Genomic DNA, 26,893 nt, shown 5'->3' on the forward strand with positions numbered 1-26,893 from the left:
CGAGGTGCGAGGTGCGAGGTGCGAGGTGCGAGGTGCGAGGTGCGAGATAGCCCCGTATTATTGCCAACACGGGACTGATTGAGCAGCCAGGGATTAACGTTTTAGATCAATGTAGATTTGCTCTACCTTAGTACGAGCCCATTCTGTTTTACGCAGAAACTTTAAGCTCGATTTGATGCTTGGGTCTTTTTTGAAGCAGTTGATATTTACCATGTAGCTCAATTCTTCCCAACCGTAATGTTCTACCAATTCTGTTAGCAGCTTTTGCAGTGTAATGCCGTGCAGTGGGTTATTTGCTTGTGTCATGAGATTCACTCGTCATTTATTTGCTCTCAGTATATCAGTTTCATCTCATCAATTATCAGACCATTTAAGCTTGCTGTCATATCGAACAACGAAAGCCGTTCAATCCCCGCAACGCTCATCAAAGCTGCCTAATTTTGGCATCTAAGTACAATCTTTTTCATAATTGAAGTGCTCAGAATATCGGTAGATAACGTAACTAGTATCGACCACTAAACTAAATGCTTATTCTTGTCTTATATTTGAGACGGCTTAGTAGGTTTATATCGAAATCGCGTTTTTAAGCGCTAATGCCCTTCATTTTATAGTGGATATAAAACAGGTAGTTATTTAAGTGTTTAATGAGCTAAGTTTTGGTCACTATTGTATAGAACGTTTTTTTAATCCATTAACTGGCTGAAAATAAAATATAAACTTGGCGGCTAATATTAATACTATCCCTACATCTTATCTCTAATATCATGACGCGAATGATACTTGAATAACTCATACATCAATCCTATAGGTGGTAGATAAGTTTTTCTAAATTAGCTTTGCTTCTATAGGGCTGGAAGTAAGGATAGAAAGACGAATAGGTGGGGGCTGTGTTGTATGGCATCGATTTCAACGGATTTGAAACGTAATCGGGTGCGAGGTTATTTCAAATCCAAAATAAAAGGCATTGCTATTATCGAATTTACGGTAGTGGTAAGTCTTTTTTTCGCGCTTTTTTTAACGGTTGTTGACCTTGGAATATATGGGTTTGTAAAACTCACCATGCAACACTCTGCAAGAGAGGGAGCAAGGTACGCTATCACTGGTCGGTCTGATTTGGATCCGGATGCATCGAGTAATCGTGAAGCAGCAATATTAGAGAAGATCTCTCAGTCTTCGAGTGGTTTGCTCGATAAAGTGATGGATGTGCAAAATATCCGTGTTGAAGATGTCTATGGAAATGCGATATCTGGTTTTGGTGGCTCTGGAGATATTATATCTATCCATCTTGACTGCGAATGGCCATCTGTTAACCCTTATATGTACGTTTTGCTCGATGATGGGAAATTCAAATTTACCGTCAGTGCAGCAATGAAAAACGAAGCTTTTTAGGGAGATTGAATATGTTTCCTAAAAAGATAAATAAGGCAGTACAGCAAGGGTTTGCAGCCATAGAAATGACGCTAATTGCGCCAATATTTATGTTGTTGATCGTAGCTGCTGTTGATATCACCCACCTCATTCAAGCCAACCACACCATTATTAGTATCAGTCGAGAAGGCGGCAATATTATTTCTCGGAGTAATACCGATACGCCACAAGAAGTGATGGATATTATCGCCACCACATCTGGAACGTTAGACATGACTCAAGATGGTGTTATTTACATTACTGAGTTAGTTGGTCAAGAAGACGCTTCCCCTTACATTAAAAGCCAATACCGATGGAACCAACATGGACTAAGTAAAAATAGTGCTATTTGGTCGAGCTGCAGTAATTGGGCAAGCGATGGAGAGTGCTCAGATGTTGATGCTGACAATCCTCCCCTCATTAACAATCTAGCCGTCACGCTTGATGAAGGGGAGATCGTTTACAGCGTAGAAGTGTTCTATGACTATTCGCCTATCTTTAGTCGAGTTTTTGATGACGAATACATCCTGAGCGACACAACATATATGTAAGGGAGGTCTATATGGATAGTGGTACCCGAAACAAATATCGTTACAGCCGGGGATTAGTGGTTTTAATGTCAGTTATCGCACTGCCTTTTATTCTGTTAGTCGTCGGTCTTTCTATTGATGCTGGTCGAGCTTATATCGTTAAATCGAAACTGTTTGCGGCGGTTGATGCGGCGAGCATTGCGGCAGCACGAGCCGTTGCTAATGGTGAAGATGCAGGGCGAGCTGCGGCTCAGAAATACTTTGCAGCGAATATTCCTGCCGATTTTTATTCAGCAACCCCCAATTTGGGGGCCGTTAATTTCGCTTATGATTCCTTTGGTAATATCTCTATCGATATTTCAGCCACGGCGCAAGTTCCGACTGTTTTTCTACCCTTGATAGGGCTAGATACATTCAATCCGGGTGTGTCCGCACAATCGATTCGTCGTCCTGTTGATTTAGTGCTTGTGATAGATAACACAACTTCACTGAGGTTAGGGAGCATCGGCGATGTAACGCAAGATGTGATAGATAGGTCGAAGTCATTTATTGAAAACTTCCACGAAGGCTTTGACCGCATTTCATTGGTGAAGTTTGCTTTCGGGTCGGAAGTTCCCGTGGGGTTCAATGCGACTCGAGGCCATAGTCGAAGCACTATCAAGTCTGAGATCGATAGCTTCAATTTCGGTAGTACCTCTAATGCACAATATACCAATGCGTCAGAGGGGATGTATCGAGCCCTCAATGAGCTAAGAACAGTGACAAATCCTGCAAATCTAAAAGTGATCGTGTTTTTTACCGATGGTGCACCAAATACCTTCGCTTCGACTTTTGACTTTGAAGGTGGTGGCACACATACCGGGGCGATAAGATCGAGTGATGGCACTAGTGGTACGCCAAGAGGACTTTGGAGACATGACTCCATTGCTACAAGGTTATCTGATGGTTATGAGGGGAGAGACATCGATGATTACATCAGCGAGATGCCTGAGTACTACACGACCCATGATTCAAATGCCACTGAGTTTAATATCCTAAATCCCACTCATTCTGTACGACCTGTCGCCCAGTATGATCCGGATAGCCACTCGGCTAATGATTTGTATAGAAGGGTGAACCGGGTTGCTCGTAACCTTGTAGAAGACATTGCTGAAGCCGCAAGATCTGAAGATATTTACGTGTTTACTCTCGGGCTCGGCTCATCACTTACATCGGCGACCGGACCAGATAGTGAGTTTGGGGAAGACTTATTACTGCGTATGGCGAACTCGAGTGCGTTGTTGGATGATCCGGATTTAAGTAGTGACTACGACCCTACGCAACTTGAGGGGGTGTACTGTCATGCTATTGATGAGGAGGCGCTAGGCCCTTGTTTCGATGAGATGCTTGACGTCATTATCCGTTTAACCTTGTAGCTTCTTGGGCAAGTAATGCACTTTATGATTAGTAGATATAAAGAGTAGGGATTGCGTTTAAAAAGAAGAGGGAGCCTTCGCTCCCTCTTAGTGCTGCCTGCCATTTGAGGCTAGTTATATAAGGTGAGGAAGATTACTCCTCCCAAACCACCAACTTGTCTTTTGGCCAGTTGTGGCCCACTTCGTGGTACTTCTGCTCTAACACATGGCGTTTGATCTTGAGCGTCGGTGTTAACACGCCATTCTCAATACTCCATGGTTCTTTGATCATAAGTACGCCCTTGATCTTCTCATGAGACGCGAGCTTCTCATTCATTTTTTCGATCACTCGCTTAGTCGTTCTCTCGTAGCGAGCGCGATCGAAGTTAGGGAAATCATGTGGGACAACAAGCAGAATAGGACCAGGTAAGCCAAGGCCAATCAGACACATCATCTCTACGCGGCTGTACTCAAAGAGTTTATTCTCGATAGGTACTGGTGCAACAAACTTACCTTTCGCAGTTTTGAAGGTATCTTTCTTACGTCCACGAATGGTGAGGTAGCCTTCGCTATCAATATCACCAATATCACCGGTGTGTAGCCAGCCTTCAGAGTTAAACGACTCTTGTGTTGCAATATCATTTTTGTAGTAACCAGAGAACAGACCTTTACCACGAACTAGAATCTCTTCATCTTCGGCAATCTTTAGTTCAATGCCAGGGCCTGCGTTACCAACCGTACCAATTTTATCCGCTCTAAATGGATAGTTTAATGTGCTGTAAGCGAAAGACTCTGTCATCCCCCACGCTTCGGTAATGTGTAAACCAACGCTTTCGTACCATGCAAGTAGAGCTGGTGATACTGGCGCGGAGCCACAGCCCAGAACGCGAGCTTGATCTAGACCTAAGCCATCAGCAAGCTTCTTCTTGATGATGTTATTAATGAATGGGATTTTCAGCAGAATGTTCAGTTTTTTCTGTGGCAGTTTATCTTGGATACGCTGTTGGAACAGGGTCCATAAACGAGGGACAGAAATAAACAGAGTAGGACGCTGCATCTTCACATCATCAATAAAGGTGTCTAAAGATTCTGGGAATGCGGTAACGACACCGCCCATTACTGATGAACCAAAGATGTAGACACGCTCTGTGATATGGGCAAGTGGTAAGTAAGAAAACAGACGATCATCTTTTTGGATACCGATATGATCGATCAGCCTTTGAACTGACCACGTAAAGGCACCGTATGTAAGCATTGCGCCCTTTGGTAAGCCAGAAGTACCCGATGTGTAAACAAGAGACATAAGCTTGTCATCGTGATGCTGAGGGCGTTTAGTCGTTGGTTCATGTGTATTGATGAGTTGACCAAATGTGTGTTTACATTTTGGCGCTGTATCATAGGGTAGCGAGATGCTAGCTAAGCTTGGGTTGTCATCAAGTACTTGTTGTGTCGCCTTCGGATCATCAAGCTTACCTGCAATGACGATCTTACTTTCACTGTGCTCAATACAGTATTGGATGGTATCTGCACCAGCGGTAGGAAAGATTGGGACGCTGACAAAATCTCCTAACATCATGGCAAGGTCACAAATAAACCATTCTGCACAGTTTTTAGAAATAAGCGCGACTCGGTCGCCGGGTTCTGCACCAAGTGCTTCCAGTGCTGACGCCAGTTTTAGTGCTTTATCAGCCACTTCTTTGTACGTGAACTCGACAAACTGGCGGTTAATAATTTGCTTTAAATAGACCTCATTTGGGCGTTCTTCTGCCCATTTAAGAATCATATCATTGGGTGTAGGGAGAGCTGTTGCTTGTTCTTGGCTAAACTCGTTAGGCTGAATCATTGTCTAACTCCATGTTTTTCGCTAAGTTATTTTTGTTAAAATCATGTTAAATGTACCATGATTTTTTCTTTTAGGGAGTAAAATTAGCGTTTTCTGTTATCCGTACAGGCTCGTCTGTAACTTGCAGGCGTTACGCCAGTTCTTTTCTTGAAGATTCTTGAGAAATATGACACATCCTTGTATCCACATTGGTAAGAGATGACGGCTATCTTAGACTCGGTATCCGCTTCGATTAGCTTCTTGGCTAGTAAGATTCGTTTATCGCACACGAAGTCGCGAAAGCTTACTCCAAAGTGTAGATGAAACTTCTTAGAAAAGTAGGTTGTAGAACAATGACATCTCTCAGCGATCACCGTTTCTTTGATCTCTTTGTTGATGTTGTCCATAACAAAATTGACCACTTCTGATGTGAACAACTTGGCAGGGAGTTGGTTGTTATTATTTGTATCTCGATCGAGGTCAAAATGTGGTTCGAAGATATGCTGTGTTTTTCGCTTCAACTCTTCGAAAGTGCTGGTCAGATGATTACTGTTTGTTTCGATAACAAATAGCACATTTTTATGATTCCGAATGATATTAGGTATTCGATCTGAACAGATGATCACTATTCTCTTATTAAGGTTCTCACAAATTGAGAGTGACATAGTAAGTAATTGAAGTTTATCTATTCTATTTAAAATAAAAAATACCAACCTTACATCTAAGTTACTGATAATAGATATATCTTGTTTAAAATTATCGACAGGGAAGTAGCGACTAATTTTTTTAATAATAATTGAATTAAACTCGCTATCTATATCTGATAGTAATGGTGTTATTAACTTCATCTTTATTAAACCTGTATCATATCTAAATGACCAGAGGTGAGAAATTTAGAAATAAGGTATTTATTACAGAGATTAGAAGTACAACAAAAAAGTGCAAGTAAATAGCAAGAAAATCCTAACCGAATATAACGTTGAGCTCTAGATTTAGTTTACAGGTAAATAAACCTGTAATGTAAATCAAGGAGAGATTCTCATGAGTAAGTTTTTGAAAAGTTGTAAAGAATTCATGAATGATGAAGAAGGTCTTACTGTTATCGAGTATGTAATTGGTGCTGCCATGCTTGTTCTTGGTCTGACTACAATATTTTCCGGGATCGGTAATACATTGTCGAACAAACTCAGTGCTATTGTGAACGCGATAAGTACGACAACTGCTCCATAGTCGTTATGTTTTTAAAGAGAATTAAAAGGCAGAAAGGCTTCACCATTGTTGAATACATCATTGGTGCGGCAGTGCTTGTTCTGCTTTCTTGGGCAATATTCTCAGGTATAGCTACGGCATTAATCAGTAAGTTTGTCATGATTGTTTCAGGTGTATAAATGAATGATAAGTGAATCTCTAGTTTTTTGGGCGCTATTGATTGTTATATCGGTATTTGATGTTAAAGAAAATATAATACCAAATAGAATTTTGATTTTATTAGTATTTATTTACTTTATATCATTAATTAATGGTGGATTTACTTGGGATTCGCTTGCCGTTTCTTTTTTGGGTTTGGTGGTTTTTTTCTTTTCTGGTTTGGCTTTGTATTTCGTGAGGGCTATGTCCCCAGGAGATGTGAAGTTGTTGGGTGTTATCGGGTTGTATATTGGGTGGGGTTCATTGCTTGATGTTTCTTATTTTATACTTATTTCTTCAGGGGTAATAGGTACTTTTTATTTGTTGTATAACCTTGCAAATAATAGTGCACTCACTGTTAAAGGGTATTTCCAAGAAAAGTTGATGTTAATTAGTGGTATGTCTCCAGTTATAAAAGATCAACCTGTTTTACATAACCGGTATTCAAATAAAGTGACGATGCCTTTCGCGCCTTCTGTGGTAATAGGTTTAGCGATGTACAGTTATTTTACTTGAAGAGAGGTCAATCGCTTGATTGGTTTTTATGGAGAGGTTGTATATGGACATCAGAGGGATCCCGTCCCCTAGTAACTTGAGGCCTCAAATCTCATCACCAATGGTGCCTACCTCCATTGAAATGCTCGGTGTACCTGAGGTTGTGATTGAAAACCTATTGCTTAAGCACTTATCTGCTTACCCTAAGTCAGATGTATTAGAGCTTTCGAATTACTTGTGTGTGGTTACACATATTGTCGAGAATGGGCTTGCGGTGCTTAGACAAAAATCACTGATCGAAGTTTTTCAACCAACGTCGGCCTTGTCCCTCGAATCTTCTTCACACAGCCATGTGCGTTATTCCTTATCTGAAAAGGGTATGGAAGAAGCCGATCTTGCTTTTAATCGTGATGCGTACCTTGGGCCTGCACCTGTGTCGCTTGCTCAGTACAGTGACATTGTCAAACAGCAGGACTTAAGGGCCGAATTGGTGACAAGACCTGATGTTGAAGCAGCGCTGAGTGACGTTTATGGCGTTGATAAAATGATTTCGGTACTAGGGCCTGCTATTAATTCTGGCCGTGCACTGCTTTTGTATGGACATGCCGGTACTGGGAAAACATTTGTTGCTTCACGTATTGTCAATGCGTTACACACTTCCGTTTTTATTCCTTATGCGGTTTATGCGTTTGGTAACATTATTAAAGTGTTCTCTACGCAACATCATAAGCCGTTAGATAGAAACGGTTCTGAGACACTGGTATCACTTAAAGATCAATACGATAAACGTTGGCTCAATTGTGAGCGTCCGAATATTCAGGTCGGCGGAGAGCTGACCATGGACATGCTTGAGGTTAATCACTCAGAGAATAGTCGAGTATGGTTAGCACCACTGCAAATGATGGCCAATAACGGCATTTTGGTTATTGATGATCTTGGTCGACAACCAATGCCTGTCGACAATCTGCTAAATCGCTGGATTGTTCCGATGGAGTATTACTTTGATTACCTGTCGTTACCTAATGGCCAACAAGTGACGATGCCGTTTGTACTTACCCTTGCTTTTTCTACTAACTTAAATCCAGAGAAGATCAGCGACCCTGCCTTTTTACGCCGCTTAGGCTACAAAATTGAATTTAAACCTCTTATTCAACGTGACTATGAGGCGTTATGGATGAGCGTCGTCGCTGAAAAAGAAGTAGAGCTTCAAGATGGATTTTTTGAGCGTTTGTCGCAAATGCATACCCTATATAAAGTGCCGCTGTTCCCTTGTTTACCGAAAGATCTTGTTGGTATCAGCAAAGATATTCTTTCGTTTGAACAACTCCCGCCCGTAATTACATTCGACATTCTTTCCATGGCATGGGAAGTCTATTTTACCTCTGATGGACACGAGGACGAGAATAATGAATAAGAGTCAGGTTTTCCTACTGTTTTTATTGTCCGTTGTATTTGGCTTAGCTGCAGTATTTTTCGCTAAGCAATGGATGGACGATCAAGTTCAACCGACTGTTGAGGTCGAAAAGGTTGAACGTCACCCTGTTGTCGTAGCGTCTCAAGAGATCGAAGCAGGAACCGTAATCGAAGAGCAGTTCTTAACAACCAAGTTAATGGAAGTTGATTGGATCAATGAAAATAACTATTCGGATAAGGAAGAGCTTATCGGAAAGGTGGTTGCTAACACTATTTATGCTGGAGAAGTGCTTCATAAGCTGCGCTTTACGGTTCCAGGTGAAGGCTCCACGCTAGCGGCGCTCATACCAGAAAATAAGCGCGCGGTAACGATTCGAGTAGATGATGTTATTGGTGTGGCGGGGTTCTTACTGCCGGGTAATAAGGTCGATATCTTGAATACCGTTTCTTATGGGAAAAACTCGGCGTCGACGCAAACCGTGTTGAAAGACATAAAAGTATTAGCGGTCGACCAAACTGCCAGAACTAAAGAAAACAGTCCCATTATTGTTCGTGCGGTGACCCTTGAGGTAACGCCCAAAGATGCAGAAAAGCTTCTAACGGCTAAAAGCAAAGGCAGTATTCAGCTTACTTTGAGAAACCCACACGAGGTAGAGAAAAAAGTGGTTCGTCGATATGTGCCTAGACCAAGCGTGACCATTATCAAGGGTACAGAAACCTCCAACGTTCGCGTTAAGGATTGAGGTGAGTTATGAAAACAATAATAACGTGTATTTTTAGCCTGATTTGCTTTTCTACGGCCAGTTTTGCTGCATTGCAAACGGGAAAAACAGTTACGGTGCCTCACCATAAATCTACTCATGTGGTGCTTTCTGGGAAGGCGAGCAAGGTTTCCCTTGGTGATCCAGAGGTATTGGACATCGTCATTTTGAAATCTAACGAAGTCTTTTTAATCGGTAAGAAGTTAGGTGCGACCAACCTGATGGCGTGGGACGCTCGAGGTCAGTTGATTGAGTCGATCAATATTGAGGTCACGCATGATCTTAATAGTTTGAAAGCCAAGCTGTATGAGTTTCTTCCTGACGAAACGATTGAGGTGCACAGCGCACAGAATCGCTTGTTGTTGAGTGGGCAAATTAGCAATCAACAGAAGATGAATGTAGCGATGAGAATTGCTGAAACCTATGCCGCAGGGCAGGCTGCTGACGAAACTAAAGAGAGTGGTAGTGAGCAAGCCGCAGCGACAGGGGTGATCAATTTGATGTCGATCGGTGGTGCTCAGCAAGTGATGTTAGAGGTTACGGTTGCCGAGGTTCAGCGTAGTCTGGTGAGAAAGTTTGATGCCAATTTCCACTTCTTCCAAACCAGCGGCTCTAATTTTTCATGGGGTGGTGCATCGGTACCAGCCGGTGTATTAGGTGCCACGCCAATCTTTGATATTCCAACTTCAACCGATTACGGGATTTTAGGTTCCTTTATCGACAGTAATACCTTGTTTACCTTCGCACTTGATGTCGCAAAGCAGAACGGCGTCGCTAAAGTGTTGGCAGAACCTAATCTGACGGCTTTGAGCGGCTCAAAAGCCGAGTTCTTAGCGGGTGGTGAGTTCCCAATCCCTGTTCCGGATGACGATGGTATTACCATTGAATATAAAGAATATGGGGTAGGTTTGAAGTTTATTCCTACTGTACTTAGTGACCAGAAAATTAACCTAAACCTCGCTGTTGATGTGAGTGAAATCGCGAATAGCAGCTCACTAACGATTGATCCTGGTACCACCAATGCGACTTACTTTATCCCACCAATCACACGTCGTAGTGCTTCTTCAACACTTGAGCTTGCTGATGGACAAACCATCGGTATCGCAGGGCTATTGAGCGAGAATGTTCGAGATGTGAGCAACAAAATGCCAGGTATTGGTGAAGTGCCGATCTTGGGCCAACTATTTAACAGCCAAGAGTATGTTTCTGGTGAAACTGAGCTGGTTATTCTTGTTACTCCTAGACTCGCTAAACCCGTAGACAGAAGCAAAGTGACACTGCCAACAGATGCGTTTGTCGATCCTAATGATTTGGAATACTACTTGTTAGGTCGAAGCGCATACATTGCGGAGCCTTCTAATTCTGAAGACAACAGTAGTGCTAGTGCAGCCAAAGATATCACGCCAACCGATGGTGGTAGTGAAGGCTCATTTGGTCATGACTTGTAAGGAGATAGATATGATTAGAACAATGATGGTCTTTCTCACATTGGCATTAGTGGGTTGTGCCAATGACGCTAGGTTAGGGCAGTCGGTTGCTCAGTTGAAGATGGAACAAACATACAACCCGAATGCGACTCAAGAGAACCTGCAGGTGTTACCTGATGGTACCGGTGAGCGCATGCAAGCGGGTTACGACGCCTATGTGGGTAAAGGTGATGAGGACCTTACCGGTAATAATAGTCAGGTCCTACAAAGCTTTAATTAGTTTGGAGGTACTTTATGTTGTATCAAGTATCGAGAAATCCGAAAAAACAGAGTGGTTTGGTTGTCATCTTTGTGACAGTCGCATTGCTAGCTTTCCTTGCTGTCTCTGCTTTGGCTGTAGATATAAACCATATGTTGGTGAATAAGACACGATTACAGAATGCGGTTGATTCGGCTGCGTTAGCTGCAGCGACGATCTTAGATAATAGTAAAGATCAAGCGGCGGTGTCAGCTGAGGTGGCCTCAACATTAAATGCAATGGCTGGTGCTACCGGTAATCATGAATTTGACTTTTCGACAGCAGTCATCTCAGTTGAATACTCCAATGATCCTCAAGACTTTTCGGGGACGCCAACATTTGGAGCTGATGATGACGTTTATGTGCGAGTTAACGTTAGTTCATTGGATATGGATGAATTTTTTATTCAGATGTTTGGTTTGACTAAGAGTGTTTCTGCAACTGCAGTCGCGGGGCCTAGCTCTGGGCAACAAGTCGTCAATAACATTGTTCCTATAGGGGTGTGTATTGGTGATGGAACTTCAGACAATGATATTGATGAAGATGGCTACCATGATTCAACTGGCGAAGAGATTAGCAATGTTTTCGGCTACGAAGTGGGTAGTGTTCAGGCTCTGAAAGTAGGAGATAAAAAACTATCTCAAATGGGGAACGGTAATTATCACTTGCTCGACTTTGGTTCGGGCGGTAGCACAGTCAAAGAAGCGCTGGCTGGTTATTACGATTACTCCGTAACGATTGGTGATGATGTGACAACGAAGCCCGGTGGGACGGTAGGCCCAACTGCGGATGGCTTAAATACTCGTTTTGGTGATTATGGCGGTGGTTTGTCGGACTCCGATTATCCATCGGATTATGTAACCACGGAGCCTACATCGAAAATCACCATAGACAGTAAAACGGGTGATATCGATTTTGATGGTTCTTATACCTACGCCCAATATCAAGCAGACACTAACGCTTGCATTAAAAATAACGGAACTGGTTGCGCTGCGGATGGTGTTGCATGGCGACGAATCTTACCCATTCCTATGGTGGACTGTTCTGGCAAGAGCGGTGGGGTGACCAATTTTACCGTGCAAAAAATTGGGTGCTTTTTCTTGTTACAAAAAGCGCCTACCAATAACTCGGGAACACCTGCTGTGTTTGGTGAATTTATTCATTCTTGCAGCGTTGCTGGCGGAGCGAGTGGCTCTGAATCTTCAACCGAAGGTCCTTATAAAATTGTCTTATACAAGGACCCTGATGGAGGAGGCTCATAGTTATGAGTATTCAATCATCTAAACAAAAAGGGCTTGCTGCGATTGAAATGATGATCGCTATGCCAGTACTTCTTTTTTTCTTGGTGTTGGTGTTGGAGCTAGGAAATATTTTAATCCACTACAACGTGATCGCTAAGTCTGTGCAAAACGGCGCTCGTTATGCAGTGAGTGAGGTGTATGGAACGACTGGTGGCTCTGTAGCACCGACTTCGGAAATTCAGAACATTGTGGTTTATGGGAAAAGTACGGCTGGTACAGCGATTCTCTCAAACCTCTCAACATCCGACGTTATTGTGAATGCTCCTACCGTCGACAGTTATGTAAGAGTCACTGTTAATTATGAATACGTGCCTCACTTTTTATCTATTCCATTTTCGTCAGAGAGCTTCTCTATGCCTATGAGCGTCTCTTCTGTGATGAGGGTGTTCTGATGAAACAGCTCAGGAAACATAAAGGCTTAGCGATTATTGAGTTCACGATTGTTTCTTGGCTGGTGTTTTTACTTATTTTTTTAATTTTAGCTCTGGGTGCTTATGTTTTCTCGCTACAGGTGGTGAATGAAGCAACAAGAAAAGCCGCGAGATTAGCCTCCGTTTGTTATGTGTTGGATCGAGATAATATAGCGGGGATTGTCGTCGAAGATATCCCAATATTAGGTTTCAGTGACAGCAACTTAGAGGTGGCATATTTAGATGCAGCGGGTGCGGAAATTACTTCCAACTTAGAGGCAAACTTGAGTGCTATTAAGTTTGTGAGAGCAAAGGCTACAGGTTACGGCATTCAATTGATTAGCAACCTAAGTTTTTTGGGCACAAATGGCTTTCTTTCTGCCCCTGCATTCGAAACGATCTTACCAGCTGAAAATTTAGGTGTGATAAGAGCTGAAACCAATACTAGGACAAGGTGTCCGGAACAAGTACAGGGTGGGTAACATGGGCGAAGCAATTGATATTTTACCTAATGAAGACGATGCAATTCGCCTTAAGACGAACTTGAATGTCTGGCTCATCTATAACAATGAGCATTTTCATGTCCATATGAGACAGCAGTTGAAGCGCTGCCGAAATGTACATATTGACTCCTTTTCGCTGCTAGGTATGACGGAAGAGTATCTGAAAAATTTAGATGCACCTGACCTTATTTTTGTTGAAGCGAGTGGGGGTTGGGCTCAGAAAATGGTCGATCTGCAAAGTTATAATTTGCAGTTAGAAGAGCATGACTTGTCTTTGGTTGTATTTGGTGATGAAAGTGACAATGGTTCATTGAAAATCGCATTAAGACTTGGTGCGTCGGACTTTCTATCTCATGACATTTCAATTTCTGGATTATTGCCGCTACTTAAGAAAACCGCAGCTGAAAAAATTGAAAACTCGAGCTACGGTGAAGTCTTCCTGTTTATTAACACCAAGGGGGGCATGGGGGCGACAACATTAGCCTTGAATACCGCTGTTGAAATCGCGAGTTATCATCCAGACGATGTCCTTTTGCTGGATATTGACCTCCAATTTGGCGTTATCCCTGAATATTTGAACCTTTCCCCTAGTTACAGCATTTCAGATGCAATCGACACATCTAATGATTTAGATGAGATGTCTTTGAGTAGTTTAGTGAATAAGCATACTTCAGGGTTACACATCTTAAGCTTCAAACATGAAAATAACGCGGATGACTATGAGCATGCTCAGAAAATAGGCAAGCTGCTACCCGTGTTACGCCGTTTCTACCGTTACATCATTATCGATTTCTCGCGAGGCTTAGATCATATCTTCGCATCGGCGATCTCACCTGCCACTAAGGTGTTGCTCGTTACTCAGCAAACTTTAGTGTCTGTCAAAAACAGTAACCGTTTAATAAGAACGCTTAAGTTCGAATACGGCTTACAACAAGACTCGATTGAGATCATCGTTAATCGTTACGAGAAGCGACAAACCATCAAATTATCAGATATAGAACAAACCGTTGGCAAGCACGATATTCATGTCATGCCTAATGATTTTAAGGTGGCATTGGAAAGTGCCAACCTTGGTCTGCCTTTAGTGGAATCGAAGAAGAAAAGCTCTATCACACGCTCGATCATTGACTTGTCTCATATTCTTTCTCCACCAGAGCAGGAAGAGAAGAGTTGGCTCAAAAAGATATTTTCATAGGCTGTTTGTTCAAAGCATAGGTGAGGGATCGTTATGTTCTTTAAACGAAAAAATATAAACCCAGAGTTTGAAAAAAAAGTAGAACAATTTTCGCAGCAAGAGAGCGAGAACGTCACCAGCTTTCCTAAAGGTGCCACGAATGAGCCTCAGGTTCATAAAGGGCTAGATGCTAATGAAGAGCAAGAAAAATCGGTCAATGAAGCTAAGAAAGTTTTAGAACAAGAGCTTTCTATCAAGCATTACTTCCATAAGCAATTACTCGAAACTCTCGATCTTGGTTTGCTTTCTAGTCTAGATAAAGAGCGTGCGAAAGTAGATCTGCATGAAGCGATCGTTCAGTTAATGGCTGAAGATCAAAGCCATGCTTTGAGTGCTGAAGGTCGAAAAAGAGTGATTAAGCAAATTGAGGATGAAGTGTTTGGTTTGGGGCCATTAGAGCCATTACTAGCGGACAAAACGGTATCGGATATTCTGGTTAACGGACCGAAGAATGTATTTGTCGAACGTGGCGGCAAGCTTGAAAAAACACCTTATACCTTTTTAGATGACCGACACCTCAGAAACATCATTGACCGTATTGTTAGCCAGGTGGGGCGTCGAATCGATGAAGCATCACCTATGGTGGATGCCCGTTTAGCTGATGGCTCAAGGGTAAACGCCATTATTCCTCCTTTGGCTTTAGATGGTCCATCGGTGTCCATTAGACGATTTGCTGTCGACAGTCTGACTATGGATAACTTGTTGCAATATAAGTCAGCTTCTCCGCAGATGGCTAAATTCGTTGAGGCTGCTGTAAAGGGTGAGCTTAATATCTTGATTTCAGGTGGTACCGGTTCGGGTAAGACAACCACATTGAATATATTTTCAGGCTTTATTCCCCGTGACCAACGAATCATCACCATTGAAGATTCAGCCGAACTTCAACTCCAACAACCTCATGTAATTCGTCTAGAAACGCGTCCTGCGAACTTAGAAGGTAAAGGGGAGATCAGTCAGCGAGAACTCGTTAAAAATACCCTGCGTATGCGACCAGACCGCATTGTAGTGGGGGAGGTTCGTGGTAGCGAAGCGGTCGATATGTTGGCAGCAATGAATACGGGCCATGATGGCTCACTTGCGACAATACACGCGAATACCCCTCGTGATGCCTTAAGCCGAGTTGAGAACATGTTCTCAATGGCTGGGTGGAATATTTCGACTAAAAACTTAAGAGCACAGATTGCTTCAGCGATTCACCTCGTGGTGCAGATGGAGAGGCAAGAAGATGGTAAGCGCCGTATGGTCAGTATCCAAGAGATCAATGGCATGGAAGGCGAAGTGATCACCATGTCGGAAATTTTTCGATTCCAGCGTCAAGGGGTCGATGAGAACGGCAATATATTAGGTTATTACACGGCAACAGGGGTGGTTCCTCAGGCTCATGACCAGTTAGTTAAGCGTGGTCTCGACCTGCCATTTGAACTCTTTGCTGAGTCACATAGTTGAGGTGTGGATTATGGATAACGTAACTGTCTCTTTGGTCCTGTTATTTGTCGCGGTGTTATTTATCTCGCAAGCCTTGCTACTGCCCGCTGCCGGGAAAAAAGCCAAACACAAAGAGCTAACTCGACGTTTAAAAGAGACACAAAGAAATATTGATGAAGAGAGTTTGTCGCTCCTTAAAGAGCACTACAACAAAGAGCTCTCTCCATTTGATCGAAAACTCATTGTCATTCCTTTTCTGGCTGATTTAAAGCGCATGCTTGAGTTAGCTGGTTTCAAGATCACCTTAAGCCGCTTCCTATTTATCGTCTTTCTTTGCGGTACTTTATTAGCCTTGATCGCTTTGGTGCTCAATCAAGTGTGGTTCATTTGTGTAGCGGCTTTTGTCTTTGCTTGGGTAGTGGCGTACCTGTTTGTCCAAAATCGAGTGACATACAGAATGGCACGTTTTGAGGAGCAGCTTCCCGAAGCTCTAGACATCATCAGAAGGGCTTTACAGGCTGGTCAGCCACTAGTTCAGTCGTTCAATGAGGTGGGTGAAGAGATGCCGGAGCCTATTGGCGTTGAGTTCAAGAACACCTATAACCTACTTAACTATGGTTACGATTTAAGACTCGCGATTATGCAGATGACTGAGCGTGTTCCAACGGTTTCCATGTTGGCTTTCTCTAGTGCCGTGATGCTACAGAAAGAGACAGGGGGTAACCTCTCAGAGAACCTGCAAAAAGTGTCTGAAGTACTAAGAGCTCGCTTTAAATTAGAAAGAAAAATTAAAACGCTCTCAGCGGAGAGTCGTTTGTCCGCTTGGATATTGACTCTTTCTCCATTTGCTCTGTTTTTCGGCCTGAAATTCGTTAACCCCGAATACATAGAGCCCTTGTACAGTGACCCAAGAGGAATCTCGATGGTCAGTATTGGCGTTATCTTGCTGGCTATAGGGGCATTGTGGATAAGAAAAATAATAAATATCGAGATATAGATTATGGAATTCTTAGATTTAGAAGTATGGAAGCAAGCGCTCTCGGAGTTTGGTATTAGTAGTCAAACCTTTCTTTACGGGATGATTTTGCTGACCACGATGCTACTCACGTTCACCTTGGGTTTTCTTTTTGTTGGCGCACGATCGCCGCTCGATAAAAAGTTGAAACAGATTGCTGGTGGTAACAACGCAAGCTCTCGTAAGCCTTATGACTTTGCCAACACTTTAGAGTCACTAACGCCATTTATTGGACGAGGGAACCAAAAGGATAATGAAACCTATTCAGAAAAATTGATGCATGCTGGGTACCATGAAAAAAGCGCGCTTTCAGTGTTTTATGCGCTGAAAATACTGTCGATGCTTATTGGGTTTGTTTGTGCATTCGTGGTGTTTTACTTATCTATTGGTGGCAGCTACAACAACCTATTGATAATAACTTGTATCTTTGTCGGTACTTTCTTACCTAATTTCTTATTGAATAAAATGCAAAAGGAGCGACAGAGAAAAATTAGAAACGGAGTGCCTGACGCGCTCGATCTCTTGGTGGTTTGTACTGAATCGGGGCTTGGTTTTAACGCTGCATTAGGGCGAGTCGCTAACGAGTTATACATATCACAACCAGAGTTAGCCGACGAGCTAGATACGGTATGTGCCAAGATTCAGGCGGGTGTCACCATGCCTGATGCACTCACTCAACTGGTTGAGCGGACAGGGCTACATGAACTAGAAGGGTTAGTTTCTTTACTATCTCATGCCTCTCGAATGGGGGGAAGCCTAGCGCAAACCTTGCGTGACTATACTGACGATTTTCGAGATAAACGCCAACAAGCGGCTGAAGAGATTGCCGCCAAAATACCCACTAAGATGCTGTTTCCTATGTTGTTATTTATTTGGCCCTGTTTCTTTATTGTTGCCCTAGGGCCAGGGATGATGATTGTTATGGACGCATTAAGTGCGCCAGGAGTAGGTTTATGATGTTAACCAACAGAATACTTTTGCTTTTTCTACCATTATTGGTTCTTGGCTGTGCGTCCTCGGATGAACCAACCAATCAATTTGATGCTGAGTTATATTCAGGGAAGCCCATTGACACACTGACCAACGATGACCCTCCTGTCAGTGAAAAAGAAGCGATCATGCGTGGTGATGTTGCGTTGAGAGACAATAATATCGATTTAGCACTCTACGAGTATATTCGTTCCCTCTCTTTTCCGGAGCAAGAGTTCCACGATAAAACGTTATTTACTATCGGTCGAATTCACTCATCTAGAGGTAACTATGCATTGGCTGAAAAAGCCTATTTGGCAGCTCTCGACTTCAACCCTGCTCATACAGACGTGTTAGAGCAGTTAGGTGTCTTGTACACCAAACAGCGTCGTATTGATGAAGGACGAAGCTACTTCTTCAAAGCAATTAATGCTGACCAAGTTCGTTTGAAAAACAGTAAGACGATTCAAAACTACCAAGCGCTAAGTCAGAGTGAGGTCGCTAGTTTGAAGGTTGATAGCTTATCTCCGGCATTGGCTTATATGGGAGTCGGGGTATTGGAAGATGTCGATGGAAAACATCAGATAGCCCAAGAGTACTTTAAAAAGTCGCTCACCATTGATAAGAGCTCAGTCAAAGCATTACTGAATATGGGGTATTCCCATTACATGTATGGTAACTACAAGGAAGCGTATCAATACACGCGTTCAGCGTTAGAGCTAGAACCTAACAATGAAAAGGCGCAAAACAACCTCGCACTTATTTACTTAGCGTCGGGGGATATCAAAAAGGCAACTAATGTCTTCATGAGACATATGGATGCCCCTGAAGCGTTGAACAACGTTGGTTACTTCTTAATATTACAAGGCAAACCAGACCAAGCGGTTCCTTACCTTCAACAGGCAATCGATAAGAATCCATCTTATTACAAAATCGCGAATGAAAACCTTAATAGAGCGTTAGCGGAAGTGAGAGAGATGGAGCGGTAACATTTTAATTTTGGCAAAGTGAAAGGATATTCATGTCGCCTAAAAGTGAGAGTTTTAATAAAGATACCATTGTTATCTCTGCGATTTGGCTCGTATGCGCCACAGTTATCTTTATTTACAAGTGGGAGAGTGTTTCAACACTTAGCCTGAACGACAATGACGATTATATGCGTTTCGTTCAATTTCAGGATTGGATGACAAGTGGTCATTGGTATTTAGAGCCAATGAGTAATTTTAATGCTGCTGATGGCATTGTTATTCATTGGTCTCGTTTTCCTGATCTAATGTTGTCGCTCGTTGCCTTTCCATTGTCATTCATTGTTGAAGAACATCTTGCGTACACCATATCCATCTCGGTTGTGCCATTACTGTATTTGCTGCTTTTTTCACTGTCATGTTTTCTCCTCGGTGATCACTTCTTTGGAGCTAAATATCGTTTTTTTAGCATGATGTTTGCTATCTCTTCTCCTTCAATCATTCACTTCCTACCCGGCTCGATTGATCATCATAATATTCAGCTTACCTTCGCTGTCTTGTTTTTAGCCTCGACACCGCTAAATCATAACCAATTAATCCAATCATGGCGTGTTTATGCTCAAGCACTTTTGTTGTCTTTATCTTTGTGGACAGGGTTAGAAAATGTATTGTTATTTATGATTTTCTTTGTGATTTACACCGTATATTACGGTCTTGTTCGCCATGAGTGGTTTGGCTATATCTCTAGGTTGTATGCGTGTTCCGCTCTGTTTGGGATTTGTGCGGTTTTATTAAACCGGCCTTACGATGAGTTTTTTGTCTCTAAATTCGATGAAATTTCATTTGTTCTCATCATTCTTTTCTTTTGTGGCTGGCTTTTCGTTAATGTTTATCATCGATTAATGAGTGAAGATAAAAGCCTACTGCAAAAGATTTTACTGTTCGTATTTCTTGCTGTTTTATTCTTAATTCCAGTGGCAATGCTTTATCCATCACTCAGCAGTGCATTGTTCATTGATTATCCTCCGATACTTAAAGTGTATTGGCTGGACCAAGTGACAGAAGCGAAACCGATCGTTAGATACGTCAACAGTCAGGGCTTTTTCTCGATAGAGAATTACGCCTTACTTGTTATTCCTGCCACGTTATACCCACTGTTTAAGAACAAAAACGATCACTGCACGATCCTGTATCTCATATTTATTTTTAACTTAGCCTTGGCGCTCTTTTGGCAGATTAGAGTCATGAGGTTGTGTTTTGTTTTAGCGGCTCCCCTTCAAGCATATGTTGTCCTTCAGTTAGCAGATTACATCCGTTCCTCGATCATAAAAGCGGTCGTTATTTTTTCCGGAGCACCGTTAGCGGTCGCCTTTGTTATTCTCGCTCTGTCGCCAACTGAAGAAATTACAACTACTCTTGATCGAAAGGAACAATCGCTGAGTCTTCATAAGGTACTAAAAGATAACGAGATAAACTCGCATACCATACTTTCAGGAATAGAAACTGGAGCCCCTGTGTTGGCAAAGACGGATAATCGAATCATTGCTGCTCCTTATCATAGAAATATCGTTGGAAATCAGTTTCTTATTGAGGTGATGTTAGAGGAGAACCTCCACTTAGCTGAAAAGAAAATCATAGATAAAAATATCGATATTATCGTTGTCGGTAATGATCCTCACTTGTTGATGTTAAAGAAATCGGCGAGCCAGAAGGCACTTATCAATAAGCTATACAGCTCAGATACGCCGGCTTGGTTAGACGTGGTATACGACAATATCGAAAACGGATACCGAGTGTTCAGGGTGAGGGGGAACTAATGAAGGATCAAACCATTGCCGTGTTACTCCCGTGCTTTAACGAAGCCGGGGCGGTTGGAAAAACGGTGGCTGATTTTCAACGCGCATTACCCAGTGCGACTATCTATGTGTATGACAATAACTCTACGGATGGCACGGTCAAAGAGGCGCTACAAGCGGGCGCTGTTGTGCGACATGAATACCGTCAGGGGAAAGGTGAAGTCGTGCGGCGGATGTTTTCTGATATTGATGCAGACATTTACGTCATGGCAGATGGTGATGATACCTACGACGCTTCAATCAGCCCTGCATTGATCGAACAGCTTGTCACTGAGCAGCTCGATATGATCATCGGTAGTCGAGAGCGCTCTTCTGAGGCTTATCCTGCAGGACATATTTTGGGTAATAAGATGTTTTCGACTCTGATAAATAAAGGGTTCAATGCTCAATTGAATGATGTTTTCTCTGGTTATCGAGTGATGAGTCATCGGTTCGTAAAAACGGTTCCTATTTTCAGTGACGGCTTTCAAATTGAGACGGAGCTAACCGTACATGCACTGCACCATAATATGTCGATCAAAGAAGTCCCCACTCATTATCATTCTAGGCCTGAAGGTACAACGAGTAAGCTAAATACACTGAGTGATGGAATCAAAATCCTCAACTTTATTTTGTTCCTGCTAAGAGACGTTAAGCCGATGTTTTTCTTCGGTGCTTTGTCAGTGTTGCTTTGCATTATCTCATTAGGGTTAGGGATTCCCGTCATTATCGATTTTATTGATACCGGGCTCGTTGAAAGAATCCCGACAGCAATTCTGTCTAGTTCAATAGCACTTATCGCAGTGATGTCTTTCTTTTGCGGTTTGATACTCGACAATGTGTCACGTGGTAGGCGAGAGATGAGGATCCTCTCGATATTAAGAAGTCACGACCATAAGCCATCTCAGTAGAAGCTAGGGATGAGAGCAAATAAGGATGAATGCAAGAAGTTAGCTATTCACTAACTTCTTGCTTCAGTTAGGTTTTTAGTTAACAAAACCAGTCAGAGCGCCGAATAGCATAAATGTGCCGACAAGCCCTACGATTGGCATCTTGACCGTTTTCAATAGCCACACACCTACGATGATCAGAGCGAAGTCTAAACCGCCACTCACTGCACTTGTGAAGATTGGCTGATACAGAGCCGCAAGTAGTAATCCGACTACGGCTGCATTCACACCGGTAAGTGCACCAGCAACTAATGGTTTACTTGCAATTGCCTGCCAGTTTTTCAATACACCCAGTAGCAATAAGAAGCCCGGTAAGAACACGGCGATTGTCGCTAACAAAGCGCCAGTAATTGGTGCTGATGGCATTAATACATAGCCTAGGTATGTCGCTAAGGTAAACATAGGACCAGGTACAGCCTGGGCTGCAGCATAGCCTGTTAGGAACGCATCTTGAGATAGTTGGTCACCAATACCATTTTGCAACAATGGAAGTACCACATGACCGCCACCGAATACTAAGCTGCCAGCTTGATAGAACAGCCCAAATACCTCGATACCTTGAGAGTATGCACTGAACAGAGGAAGGCCAACTAACAGCGCGACGAAAATAACGAGCGGTGTTATGGAGATCTGGTGTGTTGATGGAACGGTTTTGATGTCTTGTGAGGTCAAAAACTTGCTGCCAATGATTGCGGCAAATAGAAGTACCAAGATTTGCGGCCAGATCCCCGGAAGCAACAGGAGAACCACGGCAGTTATGACACATAAAGCGGTCGCAACTTTCGATTGGCAAAAGTTTTTGTACATGCCAAATGTGGCATCAGCAACCACCACAACAGCAAGCAACTTCAAACCGTGAATGATTGAATTAAACAGAGGTGCTTCCAATAGCTGATTGCTCACCAAAGCTAATATCAACATTAAGATGACAGATGGGGAAGTAAAGCCGATAAACGCAGCAATCGCACCCGTTAAGCCACCTCTTTTGTAGCCAACCGCAAAGCCAACTTGGCTTGAACCTGGGCCGGGTAGAAATTGACTAAGCGCGACAATTTGCCCGTACTCTTCATCAGATAGCCAGTTAAGCTTCTCAACAAAGGTTTTACGGAAGTAGCCAATGTGTGCAGCTGGTCCACCAAAGCTAATCCAGCCAAGCCAGAAAAAGGTTTTAAAAATTGAAAGCATGATCGATTCCAGATAAATGTTTAGCGTAATTTATGGTGACTTAAACTATGATTCAAATTAATTGTTTTAATTATAACTATTAATGAAATGGGTTTTGTTGAATGGCTGATTTTAACTGGAAAGGAATCGACCTTAACTTATTGATAGCACTGCAAGCGTTGTACAAAACGAACAGTGTCAGTAAAGCTGCTGAGCGCTGTTATGTCAGTCAGTCTGCGATGAGCCATAGCCTTCAGCGACTTAGAAAGTTGTTTGATGATCCTCTGTTTGAGCGAGTAGGGAGCAAGATGGAGGCGACGGAGAGAGCGATAGAGTTATCCAGCACTGTCGATGCTTTGCTCAATACCATTCAATCAGAAGTACTACTTTCTAAATCGTTTGATGTAGCCACTTATAAAGGCACTTGGAAAATAGGCCTGACGGATTACGCAGAGCAGATGTTTGGTCCAATGATCTTCGACTTTATTAAGCAGTCCTCTCCAAGCTCTCAGGTGGCGTTTTTTAACGTCAATCGAACCAATTATCAAAATGTATTTGAAGAGGCGAAGTTAGACATCGTCATTGGTAGTTTCGGAGAGGTGCCAAAACTGTATCGTACGAAACATCTCTATACCGAGCAGCATGTGTGCTTGCTGGATGAGTCCGTTTTAGATATTGAACTGCCTATATCATTGCAATCCTTTGTTTCTGTAGAGCATGCACTAGTCTCGCCAAGTGGTGAGTTAAAAACTGCCGTTGATGCAAAACTTGCTGCACTGGGTTATACGCGAAAAGTTGCGATTGCATCGAGTAACTTTTTAACCGTTAAACGCCTGATTAGTGGTAGAAAGTTGTTATGTATCGTGCCTAAGTTGGTCGCGAGAAGTGGCGCAAATACAGAGGGCTCATTGGTCGCTGTTGCTCCGCCGATAGACGTTCCCGATTTCGACATACAGCTTGTTTATCGCAAGGGGAAGCATTTAGACGATAAGAGTAGGCACTTGAGAGATGTGATCTCGCAAGCGGTGGAGATTGTTATTGAGGCTGGGTAATTGATTGGTGGTTCCGTCTAAGCAGGTATCCGATTAAGTGCCAGAGAATGACGACACATAAGGCTCCCACATAACCATCAACGGCGTAATGCCAGGCCAAATGTACCGAACCTATCTGAATGATGAAGGTGTACACCCAAGCCACATATCCGAGTTTTTTGTTGAGTTTGAATGCAGTCATAGCCATCAACACTGCGATCGTGACATGTAAGCTAGGCATGGCAGAGATTCCCGAGCCCTTAATGATTAAGCCATCAATGTAGTTTTCCCAGAGCATGTCTTGTGTTGAAAGCATCCAAAGCGGCAGCAAGCCCTGTTCGGAAAGGTATTCGCTTTGTGATTCTAACCTCTGCATCAGCTGAGCATAAGCATCAAGGCTTTCGAAGTGATGAAAGAAAGCTGGACCAGCAGAGGAGAGTAGTGTGGCCACCACGTTGCCTATCACTAACCATGAGCTCAAGAAAGTTAGCAGAAATTGGTTACGGAGTAGTTCGTTTTTTCTATCAATGACAAAGAATAAAAGCATGCCCCACATAAGGAAAAACCATAAATTGTATAGCGCGCTGATCACCAATGAAGAGAGTGCCCCAGGGAACAAGTAGTGTGTGACTTCCCATGGAGAGAAGCCGAAGTGTAGCCATTTGTCTAAATAGTAGAAGTCTAGGTCAAATGCATAACGGTTAAAGTATGGGATGAGGGATTTTAAAAAAGTGTAGTTTGAAAAGGCCACATTGAGCGAGACCATCAAAATGATGAAACTGATTGGCTTAGATATGGGGCAAAGAAGCGTTTTGAGTTTGTTTAAAAATTTGATTGTTGGCTTTTGTTCTCTGGTAAAAAGCATATGAAAGTAGAAGTAAGTCGCCCATAAGACAAAGGAGACGTAACTAATGATCGCTAATACCTCAAGGTAAGTGTAGACATCATAGACGAGTTCATGGGGTACTAGCAGGCTGGTAAGTAAGGTGAGAGGTGTTGTTATCGCAATGAAATATAAGATTAATTTATTTCTTTTAAACTCAAAAAGTAGCGACGATAACAAGTCTGAATGTTCTGTCTGAGAGGCGATCTTAGAAGGCGTTGTTTCTGAACCCATATTGCCTCTCATCAAGATTTTTATTCATGATTAAAGGTTAGTCCATCTGGGCTGCTTTTCTACTTGAGTCCTTCTCAAGACATCAAAAATAAACGAAATAATTCCTTCCATTTTCTACAGTCGGACTATACTTAATTTACGACTCAAAGCAGTCGTAAAGAATAGGCTTTTTGATTTACCTAAGTAAAAAAAATTGGTTATATCCATATGATATAGCTTAAAAAACTGCCAGGCTAAATGGATTTAGTTGGTCTAAAAAGCGCTAGCTCCCCCTAGCGCTTTTTCTTTTGCATCAGTCAAATTTACTCACGTATCTTCAACCACTTAAAGCGAGAAACGAGTCCATTTTTTTGCTCGCCAGCGATACGCCATAATGATGCCTCGGAACCATTCATCCATCGCGATCGCCATCCAAGCACCAAGCACACCATAACCCCAGTGCACGCCAAGCAAATAGCTCATGGCAACCCCAATGCCCCACATGCTGAGGATGCCCATTTTTACTGGGAACTTAATATCGCCAGCGGCTTTCAAGCATGAAATGAAGATAAGGTTAAATACTCGACCGGCTTCGAGAATGATTGACCCCGCAATCAGCCCTGCTGCTAATGCGATGATCTCAGGATCTTGTGTAAATAGGTCGAGAATCTCATAACGGAATAGGTAAACCACACAGGTGATCGTGGTTGAAGCGATGAAACCCACCACAAAGTAGCGCTGTACGCGTGACGTGATTTCATCGATCCACCCTTTACCGATGTAATAACCGGTTTGAATTTGGCTACCTTGACCAATGGCTAAAGCAAAGGCAAACGAGAGACGTGCGATGTTCTGAGCGTAGGTAAATGCCGCCAGTGATGACGTGCCCATTTGAACGACAAAGAAGGTAATGCTGATCTGTGCCATGTTGTAAGAGAGCACTTCCCCCGCGTTCATCGAGCCGATCTTCATTATCTTCTGATAGATAGACTTCGGTACCGATTTAAACTGTTTCACGGGTAGGTCTATGCCTTTACTTCTGACCACCCCAATCAAGATAAGCATGCCAATCACTTGGCTAGTTACGGTTGCAATGGCTACCCCTTGAACGCCGTATACCGGTAAGCCAAAAGGTTGGTAGAGTGCGCAGTAGTTACCGAAGATATTAATAACACCAGCAATCATGTTGATGACCATTGGAGATTTAGAGTAACCATGACTGCGAAGGATAGTGGTAAGCACCACACCAATCGTGACGTTGAAAGTGAGGGCACCGCTGATGAACAAGTATTCTTGTGCGTACTGCTCAACCTGAGCTTCAAGCTGATAGAGCGGAATAAAGTACTCTGCGCCTAGCACTGCGAAAATACTCAGCAATACACCCGTAATAATCGCTAATATGATACTGGCAACGCCAACTTGAGCGCTTTCTGTATCGCGTGAGGCGCCATTGTATTGGGCAATGAGAATACCAGTACCACTGCTGACCATGGTCGATACGATGATTAGGAAAAAGGATATCTGAGAGATAACACCAACAGCAGACACGGCTTTGTCTGAGTATCCAGATAACATGAATACATCACTGGTGTTTAGTGCTGTTCGAAGCAGTACTTCGATAAAAATTGGCCAAGTGAGCGCAACGATTCCCATGCGTTTGTTTAGGGTGGAATCAGCATTAGGCATTTAGGTTTTCTCAAAAAAAGGGAAGGCGAGACTATAGTTTAGTGGTTATTGGGTAAACGACTATCAAATTAATGTCCGGATTACGAATAAGGGTAAATATATTTTGAATAAACCCGTATTGCCCACATTCTAGCTCTTTGCTGTGAAACTTATTCGCGTGTTTCATGATGTGATTCGACCGGATTTCAGCCACTGAAAAATAGCAACAAAAGCTCAATGAGCAGGAGTGAGAGTAAAAGGATCATGGTAGGCCAAATACTCCTATATCTTACTTTTTATGCTGATTGAGAAGTAAAAAAGGCACTCAGCGAGATACTGAGTGCCAAAGCCTGAAATTTATGAGGTTATCTTTTCA

General features: G+C 42.7%; 26 protein-coding genes. 20 read left to right on the forward strand and 6 right to left on the reverse strand.

Annotated elements, in window-relative coordinates; genetic code table 11:
• Positions 1 to 93: 93 nt before the first annotated feature.
• Positions 94 to 306: a VF530 family protein gene (locus L0991_00925; protein ID XGB62647.1), complete on the reverse strand. Its 213-nt coding sequence runs from the start codon at positions 304 to 306 to the stop codon at positions 94 to 96.
• A gap of 588 nt (positions 307 to 894) precedes the next feature.
• Here L0991_00925 and L0991_00930 point away from each other — a divergent pair.
• From L0991_00930 to L0991_00940, 3 genes are read left to right on the forward strand one after another with little or no spacing between them, the layout of a single operon-like run.
• Positions 895 to 1,389: a pilus assembly protein gene (locus tag L0991_00930; protein ID XGB62648.1), complete on the forward strand. Its 495-nt coding sequence runs from the start codon at positions 895 to 897 to the stop codon at positions 1,387 to 1,389.
• A gap of 11 nt (positions 1,390 to 1,400) precedes the next feature.
• On the forward strand, positions 1,401 to 1,958 hold the full coding sequence (locus L0991_00935; GenBank protein XGB62649.1) for a pilus assembly protein: 558 nt from the start codon (positions 1,401 to 1,403) through the stop codon (positions 1,956 to 1,958).
• A gap of 11 nt (positions 1,959 to 1,969) precedes the next feature.
• Positions 1,970 to 3,352: a VWA domain-containing protein gene (locus L0991_00940; GenBank protein XGB62650.1), complete on the forward strand. Its 1,383-nt coding sequence runs from the start codon at positions 1,970 to 1,972 to the stop codon at positions 3,350 to 3,352.
• Positions 3,353 to 3,485: 133 nt separating this feature from the next.
• On the opposite strand, the gene L0991_00945 is transcribed toward L0991_00940, so the two are convergent.
• The gene (locus L0991_00945; protein XGB62651.1) at positions 3,486 to 5,174 is read right to left on the reverse strand and encodes an AMP-binding protein; all 1,689 of its coding nucleotides are present in this window, start codon (positions 5,172 to 5,174) and stop codon (positions 3,486 to 3,488) included.
• A gap of 83 nt (positions 5,175 to 5,257) precedes the next feature.
• Positions 5,258 to 6,001: a helix-turn-helix transcriptional regulator gene (locus L0991_00950; GenBank protein XGB62652.1), complete on the reverse strand. Its 744-nt coding sequence runs from the start codon at positions 5,999 to 6,001 to the stop codon at positions 5,258 to 5,260.
• Between the two features lie 193 nt (positions 6,002 to 6,194).
• Between L0991_00950 and L0991_00955 the strand changes: the two genes are divergently transcribed.
• From L0991_00955 to L0991_01030, 16 genes are all read left to right on the forward strand, one after another.
• Complete coding sequence (locus tag L0991_00955; GenBank protein ID XGB62653.1) at positions 6,195 to 6,383, forward strand: Flp family type IVb pilin; 189 nt, start codon at positions 6,195 to 6,197, stop codon at positions 6,381 to 6,383.
• 162 nt (positions 6,384 to 6,545) lie between these two features.
• Positions 6,546 to 7,076: a prepilin peptidase gene (locus tag L0991_00960; protein XGB62654.1), complete on the forward strand. Its 531-nt coding sequence runs from the start codon at positions 6,546 to 6,548 to the stop codon at positions 7,074 to 7,076.
• Positions 7,077 to 7,119: 43 nt separating this feature from the next.
• Positions 7,120 to 8,469, forward strand: a complete 1,350-nt coding sequence (locus L0991_00965) for an AAA family ATPase (GenBank protein ID XGB62655.1) — start codon at positions 7,120 to 7,122, stop codon at positions 8,467 to 8,469.
• On the forward strand, positions 8,462 to 9,211 hold the full coding sequence (cpaB, locus tag L0991_00970; protein XGB62656.1) for a Flp pilus assembly protein CpaB: 750 nt from the start codon (positions 8,462 to 8,464) through the stop codon (positions 9,209 to 9,211). The genes L0991_00965 and cpaB overlap by 8 nt, the downstream gene beginning before the upstream one ends.
• An 8-nt stretch (positions 9,212 to 9,219) precedes the next feature.
• Positions 9,220 to 10,677, forward strand: coding sequence for a type II and III secretion system protein family protein (locus L0991_00975; GenBank protein XGB62657.1), 1,458 nt, complete (start codon positions 9,220 to 9,222; stop codon positions 10,675 to 10,677).
• The gene (locus tag L0991_00980) at positions 10,667 to 10,936 is read left to right on the forward strand and encodes a hypothetical protein (GenBank protein ID XGB62658.1); all 270 of its coding nucleotides are present in this window, start codon (positions 10,667 to 10,669) and stop codon (positions 10,934 to 10,936) included. Before L0991_00975 ends, L0991_00980 begins: the two co-directional genes overlap by 11 nt.
• 14 nt (positions 10,937 to 10,950) lie before the next feature.
• Positions 10,951 to 12,216 (forward strand): Tad domain-containing protein, encoded by a 1,266-nt coding sequence (locus L0991_00985; GenBank protein ID XGB62659.1) that lies wholly within the window; start codon positions 10,951 to 10,953, stop codon positions 12,214 to 12,216.
• A 2-nt stretch (positions 12,217 to 12,218) separates the two neighbouring features.
• Entirely contained in the window at positions 12,219 to 12,647 is a 429-nt protein-coding gene (locus L0991_00990) for a pilus assembly protein (GenBank protein XGB62660.1), read from the forward strand.
• Positions 12,647 to 13,147 (forward strand): pilus assembly protein, encoded by a 501-nt coding sequence (locus tag L0991_00995; protein XGB62661.1) that lies wholly within the window; start codon positions 12,647 to 12,649, stop codon positions 13,145 to 13,147. The genes L0991_00990 and L0991_00995 overlap by 1 nt, the downstream gene beginning before the upstream one ends.
• Before the next feature lies 1 nt (position 13,148).
• The gene (locus tag L0991_01000) at positions 13,149 to 14,363 is read left to right on the forward strand and encodes an AAA family ATPase (GenBank protein ID XGB62662.1); all 1,215 of its coding nucleotides are present in this window, start codon (positions 13,149 to 13,151) and stop codon (positions 14,361 to 14,363) included.
• Between the two features lie 33 nt (positions 14,364 to 14,396).
• Positions 14,397 to 15,848 (forward strand): CpaF family protein, encoded by a 1,452-nt coding sequence (locus tag L0991_01005; protein ID XGB62663.1) that lies wholly within the window; start codon positions 14,397 to 14,399, stop codon positions 15,846 to 15,848.
• 10 nt (positions 15,849 to 15,858) lie between these two features.
• Positions 15,859 to 16,824: a type II secretion system F family protein gene (locus L0991_01010; protein XGB62664.1), complete on the forward strand. Its 966-nt coding sequence runs from the start codon at positions 15,859 to 15,861 to the stop codon at positions 16,822 to 16,824.
• Positions 16,825 to 16,827: 3 nt separating this feature from the next.
• Positions 16,828 to 17,799, forward strand: coding sequence for a type II secretion system F family protein (locus L0991_01015; GenBank protein ID XGB62665.1), 972 nt, complete (start codon positions 16,828 to 16,830; stop codon positions 17,797 to 17,799).
• Positions 17,796 to 18,800, forward strand: a complete 1,005-nt coding sequence (locus L0991_01020; GenBank protein XGB62666.1) for a tetratricopeptide repeat protein — start codon at positions 17,796 to 17,798, stop codon at positions 18,798 to 18,800. Before L0991_01015 ends, L0991_01020 begins: the two co-directional genes overlap by 4 nt.
• A 32-nt stretch (positions 18,801 to 18,832) precedes the next feature.
• Complete coding sequence (locus L0991_01025; GenBank protein ID XGB62667.1) at positions 18,833 to 20,593, forward strand: hypothetical protein; 1,761 nt, start codon at positions 18,833 to 18,835, stop codon at positions 20,591 to 20,593.
• Positions 20,593 to 21,522: a glycosyltransferase family 2 protein gene (locus L0991_01030; GenBank protein ID XGB62668.1), complete on the forward strand. Its 930-nt coding sequence runs from the start codon at positions 20,593 to 20,595 to the stop codon at positions 21,520 to 21,522. Before L0991_01025 ends, L0991_01030 begins: the two co-directional genes overlap by 1 nt.
• A gap of 75 nt (positions 21,523 to 21,597) precedes the next feature.
• Here the strand turns inward: L0991_01030 and chrA are convergent, their stop codons facing one another.
• On the reverse strand, positions 21,598 to 22,746 hold the full coding sequence (chrA, locus tag L0991_01035) for a chromate efflux transporter (GenBank protein XGB62669.1): 1,149 nt from the start codon (positions 22,744 to 22,746) through the stop codon (positions 21,598 to 21,600).
• A gap of 101 nt (positions 22,747 to 22,847) precedes the next feature.
• On the opposite strand from chrA, the gene L0991_01040 reads away from it, so the two are divergent.
• Positions 22,848 to 23,777 carry a LysR family transcriptional regulator gene (locus L0991_01040; GenBank protein XGB62670.1) on the forward strand — a complete coding sequence of 310 codons (930 nt, stop codon included), beginning with the start codon at positions 22,848 to 22,850 and terminating at the stop codon, positions 23,775 to 23,777.
• On the opposite strand, the gene L0991_01045 is transcribed toward L0991_01040, so the two are convergent.
• Together L0991_01045 and L0991_01050 are read right to left on the reverse strand one after the other, a co-directional pair.
• Positions 23,761 to 24,873, reverse strand: a complete 1,113-nt coding sequence (locus tag L0991_01045) for a phosphatase PAP2 family protein (protein ID XGB62671.1) — start codon at positions 24,871 to 24,873, stop codon at positions 23,761 to 23,763. The genes L0991_01040 and L0991_01045 overlap by 17 nt on opposite strands.
• A gap of 324 nt (positions 24,874 to 25,197) precedes the next feature.
• Positions 25,198 to 26,538 carry an MATE family efflux transporter gene (locus tag L0991_01050; GenBank protein XGB62672.1) on the reverse strand — a complete coding sequence of 447 codons (1,341 nt, stop codon included), beginning with the start codon at positions 26,536 to 26,538 and terminating at the stop codon, positions 25,198 to 25,200.
• Positions 26,539 to 26,893: the final 355 nt, after the last annotated feature.

The sequence above is a fragment of the Vibrio chagasii genome (assembly GCA_041879415.1).
Classification (GTDB): Bacteria; Pseudomonadota; Gammaproteobacteria; order Enterobacterales; family Vibrionaceae; genus Vibrio.

Excerpts from the sequence above, each read along its gene's own strand:
- L0991_00925 (XGB62647.1), bottom strand. The coding sequence starts at position 306 with ATGACACAAGCAAATAACCCACTGCACGGCATTACACTGCAAAAGCTG.
- L0991_00930 (XGB62648.1), top strand. The coding sequence starts at position 895 with ATGGCATCGATTTCAACGGATTTGAAACGTAATCGGGTGCGAGGTTAT.
- L0991_00935 (XGB62649.1), top strand. The coding sequence starts at position 1,401 with ATGTTTCCTAAAAAGATAAATAAGGCAGTACAGCAAGGGTTTGCAGCC.
- L0991_00940 (XGB62650.1), top strand. The coding sequence starts at position 1,970 with ATGGATAGTGGTACCCGAAACAAATATCGTTACAGCCGGGGATTAGTG.
- L0991_00945 (XGB62651.1), bottom strand. The coding sequence starts at position 5,174 with ATGATTCAGCCTAACGAGTTTAGCCAAGAACAAGCAACAGCTCTCCCT.
- L0991_00950 (XGB62652.1), bottom strand. The coding sequence starts at position 6,001 with ATGAAGTTAATAACACCATTACTATCAGATATAGATAGCGAGTTTAAT.
- L0991_00955 (XGB62653.1), top strand. The coding sequence starts at position 6,195 with ATGAGTAAGTTTTTGAAAAGTTGTAAAGAATTCATGAATGATGAAGAA.
- L0991_00960 (XGB62654.1), top strand. The coding sequence starts at position 6,546 with ATGATAAGTGAATCTCTAGTTTTTTGGGCGCTATTGATTGTTATATCG.
- L0991_00965 (XGB62655.1), top strand. The coding sequence starts at position 7,120 with ATGGACATCAGAGGGATCCCGTCCCCTAGTAACTTGAGGCCTCAAATC.
- cpaB (XGB62656.1), top strand. The coding sequence starts at position 8,462 with ATGAATAAGAGTCAGGTTTTCCTACTGTTTTTATTGTCCGTTGTATTT.
- L0991_00975 (XGB62657.1), top strand. The coding sequence starts at position 9,220 with ATGAAAACAATAATAACGTGTATTTTTAGCCTGATTTGCTTTTCTACG.
- L0991_00980 (XGB62658.1), top strand. The coding sequence starts at position 10,667 with ATGACTTGTAAGGAGATAGATATGATTAGAACAATGATGGTCTTTCTC.
- L0991_00985 (XGB62659.1), top strand. The coding sequence starts at position 10,951 with ATGTTGTATCAAGTATCGAGAAATCCGAAAAAACAGAGTGGTTTGGTT.
- L0991_00990 (XGB62660.1), top strand. The coding sequence starts at position 12,219 with ATGAGTATTCAATCATCTAAACAAAAAGGGCTTGCTGCGATTGAAATG.
- L0991_00995 (XGB62661.1), top strand. The coding sequence starts at position 12,647 with ATGAAACAGCTCAGGAAACATAAAGGCTTAGCGATTATTGAGTTCACG.
- L0991_01000 (XGB62662.1), top strand. The coding sequence starts at position 13,149 with ATGGGCGAAGCAATTGATATTTTACCTAATGAAGACGATGCAATTCGC.
- L0991_01005 (XGB62663.1), top strand. The coding sequence starts at position 14,397 with ATGTTCTTTAAACGAAAAAATATAAACCCAGAGTTTGAAAAAAAAGTA.
- L0991_01010 (XGB62664.1), top strand. The coding sequence starts at position 15,859 with ATGGATAACGTAACTGTCTCTTTGGTCCTGTTATTTGTCGCGGTGTTA.
- L0991_01015 (XGB62665.1), top strand. The coding sequence starts at position 16,828 with ATGGAATTCTTAGATTTAGAAGTATGGAAGCAAGCGCTCTCGGAGTTT.
- L0991_01020 (XGB62666.1), top strand. The coding sequence starts at position 17,796 with ATGATGTTAACCAACAGAATACTTTTGCTTTTTCTACCATTATTGGTT.
- L0991_01025 (XGB62667.1), top strand. The coding sequence starts at position 18,833 with ATGTCGCCTAAAAGTGAGAGTTTTAATAAAGATACCATTGTTATCTCT.
- L0991_01030 (XGB62668.1), top strand. The coding sequence starts at position 20,593 with ATGAAGGATCAAACCATTGCCGTGTTACTCCCGTGCTTTAACGAAGCC.
- chrA (XGB62669.1), bottom strand. The coding sequence starts at position 22,746 with ATGCTTTCAATTTTTAAAACCTTTTTCTGGCTTGGCTGGATTAGCTTT.
- L0991_01040 (XGB62670.1), top strand. The coding sequence starts at position 22,848 with ATGGCTGATTTTAACTGGAAAGGAATCGACCTTAACTTATTGATAGCA.
- L0991_01045 (XGB62671.1), bottom strand. The coding sequence starts at position 24,873 with ATGGGTTCAGAAACAACGCCTTCTAAGATCGCCTCTCAGACAGAACAT.
- L0991_01050 (XGB62672.1), bottom strand. The coding sequence starts at position 26,538 with ATGCCTAATGCTGATTCCACCCTAAACAAACGCATGGGAATCGTTGCG.